Annotated in this window: 12 protein-coding genes; 6 read left to right on the top strand and 6 right to left on the bottom strand. The window is 41.0% G+C overall.

Going from position 1 to position 15,402, the window contains the following annotated elements:
* Positions 1-142: 142 nt before the first annotated feature.
* From BMY70_RS06870 to BMY70_RS06860, 3 genes are all read left to right on the top strand, one after another.
* Positions 143-2,914: a DNA gyrase/topoisomerase IV subunit A gene (locus BMY70_RS06870; protein ID WP_090333782.1), complete on the top strand. Its 2,772-nt coding sequence runs from the start codon at positions 143-145 to the stop codon at positions 2,912-2,914.
* A gap of 195 nt (positions 2,915-3,109) precedes the next feature.
* On the top strand, positions 3,110-3,724 hold the full coding sequence (locus tag BMY70_RS06865; protein ID WP_090334768.1) for a SanA/YdcF family protein: 615 nt from the start codon (positions 3,110-3,112) through the stop codon (positions 3,722-3,724).
* 30 nt (positions 3,725-3,754) lie between these two features.
* Positions 3,755-6,268: a DUF5686 and carboxypeptidase-like regulatory domain-containing protein gene (locus BMY70_RS06860; RefSeq protein ID WP_090333779.1), complete on the top strand. Its 2,514-nt coding sequence runs from the start codon at positions 3,755-3,757 to the stop codon at positions 6,266-6,268.
* An 11-nt stretch (positions 6,269-6,279) separates the two neighbouring features.
* Here BMY70_RS06860 and BMY70_RS06855 read toward each other — a convergent pair whose 3' ends face one another.
* On the bottom strand, positions 6,280-7,239 hold the full coding sequence (locus tag BMY70_RS06855; RefSeq protein ID WP_090333776.1) for an ABC transporter ATP-binding protein: 960 nt from the start codon (positions 7,237-7,239) through the stop codon (positions 6,280-6,282).
* 105 nt (positions 7,240-7,344) lie between these two features.
* A complete protein-coding gene (locus tag BMY70_RS06850) occupies positions 7,345-7,920 on the bottom strand; it encodes a nitroreductase family protein (protein ID WP_090333774.1) in 576 nt (191 codons plus the stop codon).
* A 161-nt stretch (positions 7,921-8,081) separates the two neighbouring features.
* Between BMY70_RS06850 and BMY70_RS06845 the strand changes: the two genes are divergently transcribed.
* Positions 8,082-8,405, top strand: coding sequence for a heavy metal-binding domain-containing protein (locus tag BMY70_RS06845; RefSeq protein ID WP_090333771.1), 324 nt, complete (start codon positions 8,082-8,084; stop codon positions 8,403-8,405).
* On the opposite strand, the gene BMY70_RS06840 is transcribed toward BMY70_RS06845, so the two are convergent.
* Both BMY70_RS06840 and BMY70_RS06835 read right to left on the bottom strand, forming a co-directional pair.
* Positions 8,402-9,358, bottom strand: coding sequence for a methylenetetrahydrofolate reductase (locus tag BMY70_RS06840; protein WP_090333768.1), 957 nt, complete (start codon positions 9,356-9,358; stop codon positions 8,402-8,404). The genes BMY70_RS06845 and BMY70_RS06840 overlap by 4 nt on opposite strands.
* Before the next feature lie 398 nt (positions 9,359-9,756).
* Positions 9,757-10,236, bottom strand: coding sequence for a GNAT family N-acetyltransferase (locus BMY70_RS06835; RefSeq protein WP_090333764.1), 480 nt, complete (start codon positions 10,234-10,236; stop codon positions 9,757-9,759).
* 249 nt (positions 10,237-10,485) lie between these two features.
* Between BMY70_RS06835 and BMY70_RS06830 the strand changes: the two genes are divergently transcribed.
* Positions 10,486-11,202 carry a YebC/PmpR family DNA-binding transcriptional regulator gene (locus tag BMY70_RS06830; RefSeq protein ID WP_090333761.1) on the top strand — a complete coding sequence of 239 codons (717 nt, stop codon included), beginning with the start codon at positions 10,486-10,488 and terminating at the stop codon, positions 11,200-11,202.
* A gap of 75 nt (positions 11,203-11,277) precedes the next feature.
* Here the strand turns inward: BMY70_RS06830 and BMY70_RS06825 are convergent, their stop codons facing one another.
* Positions 11,278-11,724: a transcription elongation factor gene (locus BMY70_RS06825; RefSeq protein WP_090333757.1), complete on the bottom strand. Its 447-nt coding sequence runs from the start codon at positions 11,722-11,724 to the stop codon at positions 11,278-11,280.
* Positions 11,725-11,869: 145 nt separating this feature from the next.
* Positions 11,870-13,594, bottom strand: a complete 1,725-nt coding sequence (locus tag BMY70_RS06820) for a T9SS type A sorting domain-containing protein (protein WP_090333754.1) — start codon at positions 13,592-13,594, stop codon at positions 11,870-11,872.
* Positions 13,595-14,128: 534 nt separating this feature from the next.
* Between BMY70_RS06820 and BMY70_RS06815 the strand changes: the two genes are divergently transcribed.
* Positions 14,129-15,049 (top strand): aspartate carbamoyltransferase catalytic subunit, encoded by a 921-nt coding sequence (locus BMY70_RS06815; RefSeq protein ID WP_090333752.1) that lies wholly within the window; start codon positions 14,129-14,131, stop codon positions 15,047-15,049.
* Positions 15,050-15,402 lie beyond the last annotated feature (353 nt).

Raw genomic sequence — 15,402 nt, 5'->3', positions numbered from 1 at the left:
CGAGTATTTTAATCTTTGCCTCCCGGCGATCTTCGTGCATTTTAATCCTTCAAAAATCGATTATCCATGTACGGACAACCGATAAGCGCATGATTTTATAAAAGTTTTACAGCATTTAAACCCTTAGTTTCCGCCTCAATTTATGGACGAAAACGGAGCTACGCCTAACGTAGAAGATAGCGAATTACACAGTCAATTACCCGTCTCGGGCCTTTACGAAAGTTGGTTTCTTGATTATGCCTCCTATGTAATTCTGGAACGGGCTGTCCCAGCCATTGAAGACGGTTTAAAACCTGTTCAGCGCAGAATCATGCACGCGCTGAATGAGATGGATGACGGCCGTTTCAACAAAGTTGCAAACGTAATCGGTTCAACGATGCAGTATCACCCGCACGGAGATGCTTCAATCAACGATGCGATTGTAAACCTTGGCCAGAAAGAACTTCTTTTTGATACACAGGGAAACTGGGGCGATTTGCGTACGGGCGACCGCGCAGCAGCTGCCCGATATATTGAAGTCCGTCTTTCCAGATTTTCCAAGGAAATTGTTTTCAATAGTGATACAACTGAATGGCAGCTATCTTACGATGGACGGAAGCGCGAGCCGGTAACTTTGCCGGTCAAATTCCCTCTTTTGTTATCATTAGGCGTTGAAGGTATCGCGGTTGGTCTTTCCACTAAAATATTACCGCATAATTTCTGTGAACTGATTGAAGCTTCGATCAACATTTTGCAGGGAAAGGAAGTTACGATTTACCCGGATTTCCTTACGGGCGGACAAGTTGACGTATCGAATTATGGCGATGGTCACCGTAGCGGGAAGGTTCGTGTACGAGCAAGAATTGAGGAAGAAGACAAGAAAATGCTGGTGATCAGGGACATTCCATTTGGAACAACCACTTCGTCACTTATCGATTCGATCATCAAAGCAAATGATGGGGGAAAAATAAAAATAAAAAAAGTAGTCGACAACACGGCTGCGGATGTCGAAATACAGGTTCATCTTGCTCCCGGAGTTTCTCCTGATATTACTATCGATGCACTTTACGCATTCACGGAATGTGAAGTTTCCATTTCCCCGAATGCGTGCGTAATCATTGAAGATAAACCTCATTTTGTTGGTGTAACCGACATATTGAGATACAACACCCAGCAGACTGTTCATTTATTGAAACGCGAGCTGGAAATCAGAAGGCTGGCCCTTCTTGAAAAAATCCTGTACGGTTCGCTGGAAAAAATATTTATTGAAAACCGTATTTACCGGGATATTGAAGAGTGCGAAACTTTTGAAGCTGTAATCAGGACGATTGACAAGGGTCTTGAACCTTATAAACCACAGTTTTACAGAGCGATCACAGACGATGATATTATTGAACTGACGGAAATCCGCATCAAACGTATATCCAAATATGATGGATATAAAGCTGACGAATTGATGCGCAAATGGCAGGATGAACTTTCTGAAACTGAAGACAACCTTGCCAACATTACCCGTTTTGCAATCGACTATTTCAGAGATCTTTTAAAGAAATACGGCAAAGGAAGGGAACGAAGAACTGAAATCAGAGCTTTCAATCAAATTTCTGCAAACATCGTTGCGGCGAATAACCAAAAACTTTATGTCAACCGTGCAGAAGGATTTATTGGATATGGGTTGAAAAAAGACGAGTATGTCATGGACTGCTCGGATATTGATGATATTATCGTTTTCAGAAGCGACGGAAGATGCCTGGTTACCAAAGTCCAGGACAAGGTGTTTGTTGGAAAAGACATTATTCACTGCGCTGTTTTTGTTAAAAATGACGAGCGTAAAGTCTATAACCTGGTTTACGTGGATGGTAAAACCGGAGTTTCCTACATCAAAAGATTCCAGGTTACAGCGGTCACGCGTGACCGTGAATATGATCTGACGCAAGGTACGCCTAAATCAAAAATTACGTATTTTACAGCCAATGAAAATGGCGAAGCTGAAATTATCACAGTAAATCTCACGGCCCAAAGTAAAGCAAAAGTGAAACAGTTTGATTTCAACTTTGCTGACCTTCTGATCAAAAACAGAAGTGCAATGGGTAATATTCTGACCAAATACACGGTTAGAAAACTGACAATGAAACAGGCAGGCCGATCAACACTTGGTGGTGTTGATATGTGGTTTGACCCGATTATTGGCCGATTGAACCGTGACGAAAGAGGAGAATATCTTGGAAATTTCGGCTCGACAGATAATATTTTGGTTATCTACAAAGACGGTTCTTACGAGCTTACCAATTTTGACCTGACCAACCACTACGTTTCGAATGAAGTTTTGCTTGTCAGGAAATTTGACACAAAGCTTCCGATTACCGCTTTATATTATGATGGTGGACAAAAGCAGCATTTTATAAAACGCTTTACTATAGAAACTTCTTCACTCGATAAGAAATTTGTCTTCATCAGTGACGCAAAAAATAGTAAATTGATACTGGCTTCGACCGACAAACGCCCGCGCTTTGAAATTGTTCACGCTAAAAATGAAAAGAGGGATCAGCTGCACGAAGAATTTGTCGTAGAGGATCTGATTGATATTCGCGGCTGGAAAGCGATGGGTTATAAATTGTCAATCGATAAATATAAAGAAATCCGCTGGCTTGAACCTTTGGCCGAACCGGAACCGATCGGGGAGGCAAAATTTGAGGAAATTGACGAGTCCGCGGACGAAAATGAAGATCAAAACGAAGCCGAAGATCAGAGTACAGAATCCGAAGGCGAAGATTCAGAAGTTCTGGGTGTGACTGAATCTGAAGAAATTTCGACGGAAGAAGATTCTCCTGAAATAAAAGAAATAGAAAATAAAAAAGAAGTAAAGCCGAAAAAGGCCCCTAAAAAGGACAAAGACCCGGATTCGGAAAAATCACAACTTGGTTTGTTTGAATAGGAAGTGCCAGCACTTTCTATTCAAACCTTTTTCTTTATTCGAGCAACAAAATATATTGGTTTGCGCGTATAGAAAAGCAGAAACCATTTGTTATACTTATAATTACCCTCAATATATACATCAACTTAGAGGTTAACTTTAAGGAGGCACGTGAAAAAATTGATCAAAATAGTTATTGCCCTACTCTTTGCCAGCCTGGTTTTTATCCTGCTGTGCAACTTTTGGGTGGTATACTGCACCAAACAGTATAACTATTTCTCAATAAAAAATCTCCCTTCGAATGATGTCGCACTGGTTCTGGGAACAAGTCGGAATACCGAAAGAGGAAAAGAAAATCTTTTTTTCAAATACCGCATGGAAGCGACAGCGAGGCTATTTAAAGAAGGGAAAATCAAGTACATTATACTAAGCGGAAATAATGACTCAGAGTATTACAACGAGCCTCTGGATATGCAGCGGGCGTTGTTAAATCTGGGAATACCTGAAAATGTGATGACGCTGGATTATGCCGGATTCAGGACTTTTGATTCGGTAGTGCGGTGCAAGCAGGTTTTTAATCAGGATAATTTCACCGTTATTTCACAAAACTTCCACAATGCGAGAGCGTTGTACATTGCGCATAATGAGGGAATTAATGCAATTTCGTTTGCCGCTCAGGACGTCCCGGACGGTTACTCTGTCAGGACTTTGATACGGGAATATCTCGCCCGGCCAAAGGCAGTTCTGGATGTACATGTTTTGAGACCAAAAGCGGATATTACGTCTAATGTGGAGATAAAAAAGAAAAAAGGACCTGGATTAACAAAATAGATTTTACTCACGGAGGCTTGGGATGTTAATATGAAGATTATTAAACTATTATTTGTTTTTCTAGCGGTATTAATATCTGTCCGGACTTTCGCACAAACCACTTATACAATCAAAGGGCGCGTCACAGACGCCACCACCGGAGATCCCGTACCTTTCGCAAATGTTGCCATTAAGGCATCGCTATCAGGAGGAACTACAAATTTCGATGGATTTTATTCCATTACCTTCACTCCACCTGCGGATTCGCTGCTCGTAACCTACGTGGGTTATGGAACAAAAAGTAAAGCTATTGCGCCTAATTTACCGGAACAAACCATTGATGTTCAGCTTACGCCTGGTGCCCTCCAATTGAAAGAAGTAAGAATTTTCGCGGGAGAAAACCCGGCCTGGCGAATTATGCGAAAGATTGTCGAAAACCGAAAGGTTAACAATTCTGAAAATCTGGAAGCTTATGAGTATGAAAGTTATAACAAGATCCAGATAGATATCGACAACCTTTCCGAAAAATTCCGAAACAGGCGGACGGTAAAAAAAATGACGCATATTGTCGATAAATATGATGAGGTAAAAGGAGAAGATGGCGAGACAATCATCCCGATTTTCATTTCAGAGTCTGTTTCAAATGTCTATTTCCGAAAGGATCCAAAAAAGAAAAAGGAAATTATTAATAAAACGAAAGTTTCCGGGGTCGGGCTGACAGACGGAAGCTTTGTGTCTCAGATTGTTGGCTCTTCTTTCCAGCAATATAATTTTTATAACAACTGGCTGAACGTCCTTGAAAAGGATTTCATCTCACCTATTTCCGAAAGCTGGAAATTATATTATGATTATTATCTGGCGGATAGTATCAAAAATGGCTCAACCTATGATTACAAGATTGATTTCGAACCGCGTCAGGAGCAGGATCTTGCATTCAGCGGATCTTTCTGGATCGACGGAGAAAATTATGCATTGACGCAAATGGATGCGAATGTCGGTAAAAGAGCTAACCTGAACTTCATTGAAAAAATTAAGATCCAGACTTCTTACGACCTTTTTGAAGATGATAAAACATGGGTTCCAACTAAAACCCGTGTCTTGATTGATGTCGATGAGCCAACAAAGCAGACTGCTGGTTTACTGCTTAAATTTTATTCTTCCAATACCCATTATAAAATCAACGCACCGCGCGGCCCGAAATTTTTCGATACTGCAATTGAGTTAAAGGAAGATTATATGGTTCACGATTCTGCTTTCTGGCAAAAAAGCCGTCCGGAATCTTTGACCAAATCTGAAATTCTGAGCTTCCAGCTGGTAGATTCCTTGAAAGTATTACCAGCGGTAAAAACGTATACAGAGATATTGAACATCTTTGTAAATGGCTATAAAAAGATTGACAAATGGAATATCGACATTGGCCCTTATCTGTTTTTATATGCCAATAATAATGTGGAAGGACACCGCCTGAGACTTGGTTTTAAAACCGATCCCGGATTTAGCCGGAAACTGATTTTAAGCGGATATGGAGCTTATGGATTTAGTGACCACGCTTTTAAATACGGTGCCGGAGTTGATTACATCTTCTCCAGAAAACCCTGGACGATGGCTGGAATTTCCTATTCGAAGGATTTAGAACGCTTAGGAGTTTCTGCTGAAAATATTGGTACCAATACAATTTTTGGCGCATTTTCGAGATTCGGGCAATTTAGAAGACCTTACTGGCAGGAAGATGTTTCTGCATATGTCAAAAGAGAACTTGTGAAAGGATTCACGGCCAGCGTTCAGCTTCGGCACCGGGATTTCCGCCCGCTTTTCGATTTTGCTTACCGAAGCAAGCCAGAAATGGGTGTTGAATCTCCGCTGAGAAGTACCTATGAAATAACAGAATTGAACGTAGAAACGCGCCTTGCCGGAAACGAAACTTTCCTGCAAAACGATAACGAACGGATTAGTATGGGGACCGGAAATTCACCTGCATTTACATTCCGTTATACGCTTGGCATGAAAAACTTTCTTCACGGAGATTTTCACTACCACAAGTTTGCAGCAAACGTCAAACAAACTTTCAGGGCAGGTGTCTTCGGGCGGACTTATTACAACTTGACGCTAGGTTACATCCCTTCTACCATTCCTTACACCTTACTTTACAATCCATTAGGAAATGAATCCCTATTCTATGTTGACAATGCTTTTAACCTGATGAAATATTTTGAATTCATTGCAGATCGGTACGTCACCCTTCGTGTCGAACATAATGATGAAGGTTTTATTCTAAACCGGATTCCGGCAATTCGTAAATTAAAATTACGGTTACTGGCTACCGGAAAGTTATTTTACGGACAGGTGAGTAAGCAGAATATGGCACTTGCGTCGACAATCGATGCGCAGGGTAATCCAATTCAGACTTTTAACGAATTGGGCAACACGCCCTATCTCGAATTAGGTTATGGCGTTGATAATATTTTCAAATTTGGGCGCGTAGATGCGATCCACCGTCTCACTTATAAAAATAATCCAAACGTAACGCCCTTCGCCGTCAAGATTTCCTTCTGGTTCAGTTTATAAAAGTGAAGTAATCAGACGGACATCACGTCTTTTTCAGAATAAGTAAGATACAACTGCTCCCCGATCTCGACATCTTTTCTGTTACGGTAAAAGACAAGCGCATTGTTATCATTTACGCAACGGATCTCCCAATGATTTCCGTGAAAGCGAATCGCTTCTACAATGCCGCTCCATTTACTTTTTTCAAGGTTTTTTGTCCGTTTGATTTTTTCGGGGCGAATAAAAGATTTTTGAGTATCTGAATTTAACCAATTAATGTCACCTGTCAGTTCGGCTACGTAACTACTTGATGGCTTGTTGTAAACTTCCTGAGGTGTCCCGATCTGAATAATTTCCCCATCCCGTAAAACCGCAATACGATCTGACCAGGCCAGTGCGTCCGCGGATTCGTGGGTAACAAATATGCAGGCCATCTGCTGTTCCTGACGTAATTTCTCAATTGCCTCCGCCAGAATCCTGCGGTTCCGATTATCTAAATGTGCAAAAGGCTCATCCAGTAATAACACATCCGGTTGTTCGGCAAGCGATTTTGCAATGGCCGTCCGCTGTTTTTCTCCTCCGGATAACAGCTTCGCCTTTTGATTTCTTATGGCGGATAACCCCGTTATAGTTAGTAATTCTTCAACCTTATTTATTCTGTATTCCGGCTCGTAAAAACGTAGGGAGTAGGAAATATTTTCTTCGACTGTCTGATTTGGAAAAAGCTCAAACTCCTGATGAATCAGTTTGATGGAATTATGGCCTGGAATCAGTTCACCTTTAACAGATGGAACCAGCGATTCCTGAAAATATACGTATCCGGCATCCGAATCAACAAACCTTCCTAAAATCCGAAGTAAAGTACTTTTTCCAGATCCACTTTCGCCTAAAATCCCAAGCCACTCGCCCGGGTTTAATTCCAGAGAAATATCCTTTAAAACACTTTTAGCATCAAAGTTTTTAGAAACGGATTCGGCACGAAGAACTGTCATTGGAAAAATTGAATTGGGGAAATAAATTGAAAGTGCTATCAGCTTTCATTTTTAGAACAGGATACTTAATGTTCTTCTCACCAAAAACTGATAGCCAATTGTAAGCTAGCGGACCCAGGTTATCTTGTCAGCAATCGGAGTACGACGAGCCGCAACTTCTCCCAGATTGTGATAACCCATGTAAAAGAACCCGACGCACTTCTGATTTTCCTTCAAATCTAAAAACTGGCGCAACGACTCCGTAACACTCGGGCTGCTCCAGTAAGCTCCAATGTTGTTAGCTGTTGCTGTGAGCCACATATTTTGTACAGCACAGGCGACCGCTGCAATTTCTTCCCACTCCGGAATTTTTTCAGGATGTAATTCTACGACGATGGCTATAACCGCCGCAGACTTCAAAGATTTTGAACGTGTACCCTCATATTTTGCCTCCGAAAATGTCTCAGCAGTTGTACTGGCGCGGTAAGCTTCCCCCATGTAATCTGCCAGTTTCACAAGCCCATCTCCCGTAAAAACAGTAAAACGCCATGGCTCGGTAAGCTTATGGGTAGGAGCATAATTCGCATTTTCGAGAACGGACTCAAGTACTTCGCGCGGAATTTCCTGTTGGATATAACTCGGCGGAAATATACTCCGGCGTGTCCGGATAACTTCGTTTATCGATTTTATAGTATTGCTCATGAAATAGTTAATTTAAATATCCGCTCAAAAAGTCAGAAAGCAGACTAAATAGACGAGTGACCGTTAAAATAGTAAATATTGTGTCCAGACACGAAAATACTGTAAATTGTGTGCTATAACGTTAATAAACTTCATAACCTTTTAAATATCGCCAGATTTATATGCTTGTAACAACTACTCCAAACATCGAAGGCAAAAAAATTATCAAATATATTGGGCTGGTTAACGGTGAAGCGATCATTGGCGCCAATGTAGTTAAAGATTTCCTGGCAGGAATACGCGATGTGGTCGGCGGGCGTTCAGGATCTTATGAACAGGCGCTCCGTGAGGCGAAAAGTATTGCGCTACGTGAAATGATGGAACAAGCCCAGCGTTTGGGAGCACATGCAATAATCGGTGTGGATCTGGATTTTGAAACCATTGGCGGAAACGGATCAATGCTGATGGTTAGCGCCAATGGTACTGCCGTATGTCTGGAAAATTAGAAGAATTTACCCGCTATCTGAGCAATATTATCTGACTTGCCCATGGTATAAAAGTGCAGAACAGGCGCTCCGTAAGCGATCAGTTCTTTGCACTGCTGGATGCTCCATTCAATTCCAACCTGGCGGACTTCCTTATCGGTGGCGCATTTCTGAGCTTCATCAATAAGATCCTGTGGGAATTCAAGATGAAAAATATCCGCCAGCACGGTCAGCTGTCTTTTCGTAGCTAATGGTTTCAATCCTGGAATTATAGGCACAGTGATTCCCTCTGATCGGCATCTGTCGACGAAGCGGAAGTATTTTTGATTATCAAAAAACATCTGGGTTACAATGTAATTTGCGCCCAGCTCGATTTTTCTTTTTAAGTGTTCAAAATCGGTATCAAGGCTTTCAGCATCGAGATGTTTTTCAGGATATCCAGCAATGCCAATACAGAAATCCGTATGTGATGCTTCTGTTTCTGCATGTAACAATATTCCTTTATTCATGTTGGCAACCTGAGTGATCAGTTCGGAAGCATAGCTGTGCCCGCCTAATTTTGCCTTAAAAACACCCGCTGATTTTTCAGGATCTCCGCGTAAAACAAGAACGTTATCGATTCCTAAATAATGCAGGTCAAAGAGAACATCTTCCGTTTCATCTTTGGTAAAACCACCGCAGATAACGTGAGGAACGGCGTCAACCTTGAAACGTTCCATTAATCTGGCGCAGATACCAACGGTGCCCGGACGCTTGCGAATAGGTATACGCTCTATCAATCCGCCCTGCCCTACCACATCTATTAATTCTTCACGGTGATATGTCACATCCACAAAAGGTGGCTTGAATTCCATCAGAGGTTCTATTCCATTTAATAACTCATTGATATTTTGACCCTTGACAGGAGGGATAATTTCGATTGAAAAGAGAGTTTTACCCTGAGCCTGGGTAATAAATTCGGTAACTTTAGTCATGTATAGAATTTCTTTATTTGCACAAAAGTTTACAAAAGAACACCAATTCTACAACCAAACCAATCTATAAGGCACAAAAAAATGGCCTACCGCATTACAGTAGGCCATTCCACGTAAACCCTCCTCTATCAGTGTTCGTCAAAACTACCGTGTTATATTGACAGGCGTCAATTACGAGCAGTAGTTTGCTTGACTGACTTCTAAATATTAAATATTCATGCCAGCGACCTAATTTTAAAACCTGTAAGAATAAATTTTTAAAAAATGGGTCAAAATCGCCTGATTCAACGTAGTCCTGATCCAATTGACTCCCGATTATTTAGGATAGATGGAAGAAATTACCTGTAACAAGTCTACACAAGGTGTCCATTTTGATGAATTATTCTACAAATTGGCCTTCAATGTACCCCATTATTCCCCAATACCGGCGTCAAGGTCATTTCAATGTGATCGATACCATCCTCGTCATACACCTCACTACTTTGTTTGAATCCAAAAGACTCATAAAACTTAGTCAGGTAAAGCTGAGCTCCGATCCGGATAATAGATGGTCCGTATAATTCTGTCAAAACTTTAATCGATTTATGCATTAATTCGACGCCGTAAGATTTCCCTCGCCCGGCTGGAGAAACTACTACTCTCCCAATCGATGGATATTCATAGGATAATCCTGGAGGAACGATCCTGGCATAGGCCATCAAATTTCCCTCATATGTCCCTGATAAGTGATGGCATTTCTGATCTTTATTATCCTGATCCGGAAAGATACAATTTTGCTCAATTACAAAGACCTCATTTCTTAACCGCAGCAATTCATATAATTCGTAAACGTCCAATTCCTGAAAGCTTTTAAGACTCCATTGCAATTTTAGATTCATTTTTAAGTAAAAGAGATTGAAAGGTTCTTATTTTTGCCTGAGTTTACCAGTCTTTTGTAAATTTACAAATTATTTAAGCTCGCGACTTGGTGCCTCATTAAGGTTTCAGAAGCTAAACAGCTGATGTACCGATATTTTAATAACGAGATATCGCAATTTCAAATATCTCATTATTACTAGAATAGATGGCACTTGGAAAGCGGCAGTTTTTTTGAATTCAAAACTATTAAAACCTAAGTAAGAATAAGCATGGGAAGAGCCTATGAATATAGAAAAGCGCGGATGTTTAAGCGTTGGGATAAAATGGCAAAAACATTTACCCGAATTGGAAAAGATATTGTTCTTGCCGTAAAAAGCGGAACGGCTGATCCTGCTACCAACGCGCGTCTCAGAGTACTGCTTCAAAATGCAAGAGCTGCAAACATGCCGAAGGAAACGGTTGAACGCGCAATTAAACGCGCAACTTCCAAGGATCAGGAAGATTACAAAGAAATTGTTTACGAAGGATATGGGCCTCACGGGGTGGCTATTCTTGTGGAAAGTACTACCGATAACCCTGTTCGCACGGTTGCAAACGTACGAAGCTATTTCAATAAACTTGGAGGAAGTTTGGGAACGATGGGTATGCTGGATTTCATTTTCGACCGCAAGTGTATTTTTAAAGTTAAAAATGATGGCACACGCGACATGGAAGAACTCGAGTTTGAATTGATCGATGTGGGTGGCGAAGAAGTTTTCCTTGACGAAGAAACGAACCAAATCAATATTTATGGAGAATTTACTTCGTTTGGCGCTTTGCAGCATTACCTAGAAGAAAACGGCTTTGAAATTGTTGAAGCTGATTTTGAAAGAATACCGAGCGATACTAAAAAGTTAACAGAAGACGAAATCGCCGAAGTAGAAAAATTGATTGAAAAAATCGAAGACGACGACGACGTGCAGCGCGTTTATCACAATATGGCTTAAAACAGCTTTCGGCGATCGGCTTTCAGTTTTTCGATGATCAACATCGATCACCGGAAGCTGACCGCCGATTGTTTGTTAGTATATAGCAATAATTTTATGCGGCTTATTCATAAATTGAAATTCGCCTCCCGCTTCTTTGCCAAGAAATGATAAACCGACCGGTGAAGAAGAAGACACTGCCAGTATCGTTTGCCCGTTAAACACTACGGCTCCCAGGCTGACTGAAATAAAGAACCATCCTGCCGTAGTTTCCAACAGCGCTCCCACAGCTCCACGCATGACTTTTTCAGTTTCACCTATTCTTTCCAAAATCACACGTTCCTGCCTTACCTGCTCATACTGCCTTGCATGCATATTGCGGTCAAGCTGCCCCATTGACCTCGCTGTTTCGTATTTATCTCCTGCGGAACTTTTGCTCTGATCATTTGCCGAATCCTGAGCAGCTTCCATTGCTGCCCAGGCAACCTGCATCCGCTCATCGAGAAGCCCTTTCATATATTCGACTAATTCCTGTTTATTCATCTACCTGTTAATCTTTACTTCTACTTTTTGCATAATTAAACAAATTAGTCAGAAGAACGAGATTTATATATTTTTTCAAACAAAAAAATCGTGTTACCCAATCACTGATTGATCTGGCAACACGATTTGAAGAATTTTTCGCAAATTACAACTTCACCATCTTTTTTCGGATTGTACGGCCATTTTGCGTTTTTGCCTGCAAAATATAGTTACCCTTAATCAATTTGGAAACATCAATTAGTTTTGGCGACTTTTCAAACAGAACAACTTGTCCAGTTGCATCAAAAATAGTAACCTCAGAAACTGACGATCCCTCAGCCGCAACTTCTACTGTGCTTCCGGTTGGATTTGGGTAGATGTAATCGGAATTTTTCTGCTCGGCTTTCATGATCGCAATGATTCTTGAATACGCAGTTGTTCCGTCAAAGTCCACTTGTTTTAAACGGTAGTATACGATATCGTCAAATGGTTTTTCATCAATATAACTATATTCAACCAGGTTTTTGGTAGTTCCTTCGCCAGCTCTCAAACCTATTGTTTCAAAAGCGACAGCATCCTGGCTGCGCTCGATCTCAAAGTGGTCGTTATTGGTTTCGGAAGTAGTAGCCCATTCAAGCAGGTTTTTCCCATCTTCCGTTGATTTCCCCTGGAATTTTACAAGCGTCACAGGTAGTGGTGTAGGCAGATCCGGAGTTTTTGCAAGTAGCGGCTTACTGTTTGCCAGGAAATTGTTCGCTAAGATAGCGTTTGACCATTCATCAGCAGCAGAACCCTGCCCTACAATATTGAAATGCACCTTGTCATCATTTCTGCCCCAGTTTCCTACGTTGTTAAGATTTCCACCCTGCCATACATTAGCTGTGCTCAAAATTACAGATCTCTGCGCATTTTCCAGATAATCAATCCGTCCGTCTGCCCAGCCCGAAATAGCAACCATCCAAGGCAGATCGTTATAGTTGGATTCCGAACGGGTTTTTCTAATTACATTAATATTATTACTGCGAAAACTCGATTCTGCATTTGTCACGAACCTGTCGTTCACGCCGTGCCCTGACAAAATTGCACGAAGTCCGGTATGCGGCACATATTTTTGAAGCCCGTTTCTTATGTTTACATAAGGCATACGGATACTGTAATTCACAAAAGAATGCGTAAAAGGAATATCATAAGCAGACATGTATGTTTGCTCCATATTGGTTCCGCCAAAAGCCGCACTATAGAATAAGACAGGGACATTTAAACTTCTTACCAAGTTATCACCAACTTTTCCCCAAAACCAGGAAATATCCTTTATACCCGGCGCCATCCCGCAATTTGCGCACAGCTGAGTGAATTTTAAAGGTGGTAATAAGTCCGGATTGCCCGTATTAAAATATTGATCATATTGTCCTGGATTGTTCTGCATTGGATCGATGGAACTGACCATATCGCTTTGGGCACCAAGACTGGGGCTTGATCCACCGGCTGCGTTGGAGTGCCCTACAATGAAAAACACTTCTCCAACCCCAACCTTTTCAACAGTGACAGTGTTACCGACTTGTGAATTTCCGTTCATCGCACGGACTTCCAAATCATACCGTCCCCCTTTCCCAGTTAAGCTCCCGCGAAAAGTTCCACCACTGGGATTGTTGCTAATGGTTGTCCAGCCCACTGCTGTCCCTCCCTCACCCCCGCGAGTTTTTAATTGTGCCTCAATACGAGTAACAGCAGGCGTGAAAGTACCCGTTATGTTCACCTTCGCTTCATTATTAACGTTGTCTCTTTGCAGAACGATCCGAGAAACCGGAAATACAACCTTCAATGCCTGGCTGAAAACCGATGATGCAAAAAACATCAGTAAGAAAGCAGTAGTGTAAAATTTTAATTTCATAATTAGTGGTTATTAAGATGGAAATCCATCGTCAGATACAATTTTTGTGATGATTTGGGCACAAGGCTTCCTTCCGGATGATATTCATCCATTAAAAAAAATTGACATAAAGCACCCGAGAAGACTAGGTATCGTCAGGAACTAGAAATAGGGAAAATATCATCAAACCCATTCGGCGATAGTCGAATTAAAACACCTGTCTTTCCTTCGAGGAAAAGAATCCAACAAAATTTATTGATGATAATTAAGAGGAGGTAAGCAAGTAAATGCCATGCAAATTCATTTACAGAATCAAAACTAACACTAGAATTTATTCTAAACAAATTACAAGAGAACTATTTAAAACTTTTATATTGAATATCAAAATTATTCTACAAAAATTTTGATTTTTTTTCAAATTGTACCGGTTTTTGTCGTGTTAAAACTACTTTGAGAATATTCTTACAAGGAGTGTAGTTCAAAGTTTTCCGAAAATTCGAATTTGCGGTTGGGCACTTCCTTATTATCTTTGCAAAACTTTCTTATACTGACGCAATGACAAAACTTTCAGTTCGGCACTTACTTGGAATTAAAAACCTGAACGAGAATGACATTCACACAATTTTAGATACTGCTACCCAATTTAAGGAAGTAATTAACCGGCCCATCAAGAAAGTCCCATCTCTCCGGGATATCACAATAGCAAACGTTTTTTTCGAAAATTCGACCCGCACAAGGCTTTCTTTTGAGCTTGCGGAGAAAAGACTTTCAGCAGACGTGGTTAATTTTTCTGCTTCCGGCAGTTCTGTTAAAAAGGGAGAAACATTGCTGGATACAGTTAACAATATTCTGGCGATGAAGGTGGATATGATCGTAATGCGGCATAGCAGCCCGGGAGCGCCACATTATCTTTCCAGCAGAATCCCCGCCAATGTGATTAACGCAGGCGATGGAACGCATGAACACCCAACGCAGGCTTTACTTGATGCGTTTTCCATGAGAGAAAAATTGGGAGATCTGGCAGGAAAAAAGATTGCGATTATTGGCGATATTCTTCATTCACGTGTGGCATTGTCGAATATATTTTGCCTTCAGAAGCTTGGCGCCCAGGTAATGGTTTGCGGCCCCTCTACCCTGATCCCAAAATATCTCGCAGACCTTGGCGTGAAGATCGGACATAATGTAAAAGAAGCCCTTCAATGGTGTGATGTCGCAAATGTGCTCCGCATACAGCTTGAAAGACAGCAGATTAAGTATTTCCCTTCACTCCGTGAATATTCTCTTTATTTTGGAATAACGAAAGCAATGCTTGATGAACTGGATAAAGATATTGTACTGATGCACCCTGGGCCGATCAACCGCGGAGTTGAACTTTCTTCAGATGCCGCTGATTCATCTCACTCCATTATTTTAAATCAGGTAGAAAATGGAGTTGCTGTTCGTATGGCTGCTTTATATTTGCTTGCACAGCAGTAGTCAAGTTGCATAAAACATTCTGATATCAGGATTCCTTTTATGGTTTCCTGATTATTCTTTTGCTTCAGGCCCCGGATAACAGTTATAGCACTTTCTCTATTTGCTAAAATTCTACCTTGTCGAATCTGGGGATAAAAAACTGTCATGAACGAGCAGATTTTCCAAGAATGTCCTGTCTGAATTTATGTAAAATTTTTCTCGTAATAATTAAAATTATCCAGGTGAAAATAATATATTTGTATTGGTATGCATGCATACCAATACACTTCATCAGCAAGCTTATTAAAGAAAATCAGTCAGTAACACTTCATCAACAAATTAAATCACTTCATACCTTCACCTGAAAATTTAAC

The sequence above is a fragment of the Dyadobacter koreensis genome (genome assembly GCF_900108855.1).
GTDB lineage: Bacteria > Bacteroidota > Bacteroidia > Cytophagales > Spirosomataceae > Dyadobacter > Dyadobacter koreensis.
The sequence above is the reverse complement of the archived record's forward strand: the minus strand, read 5'-3'. Positions and strand labels throughout refer to the sequence as shown.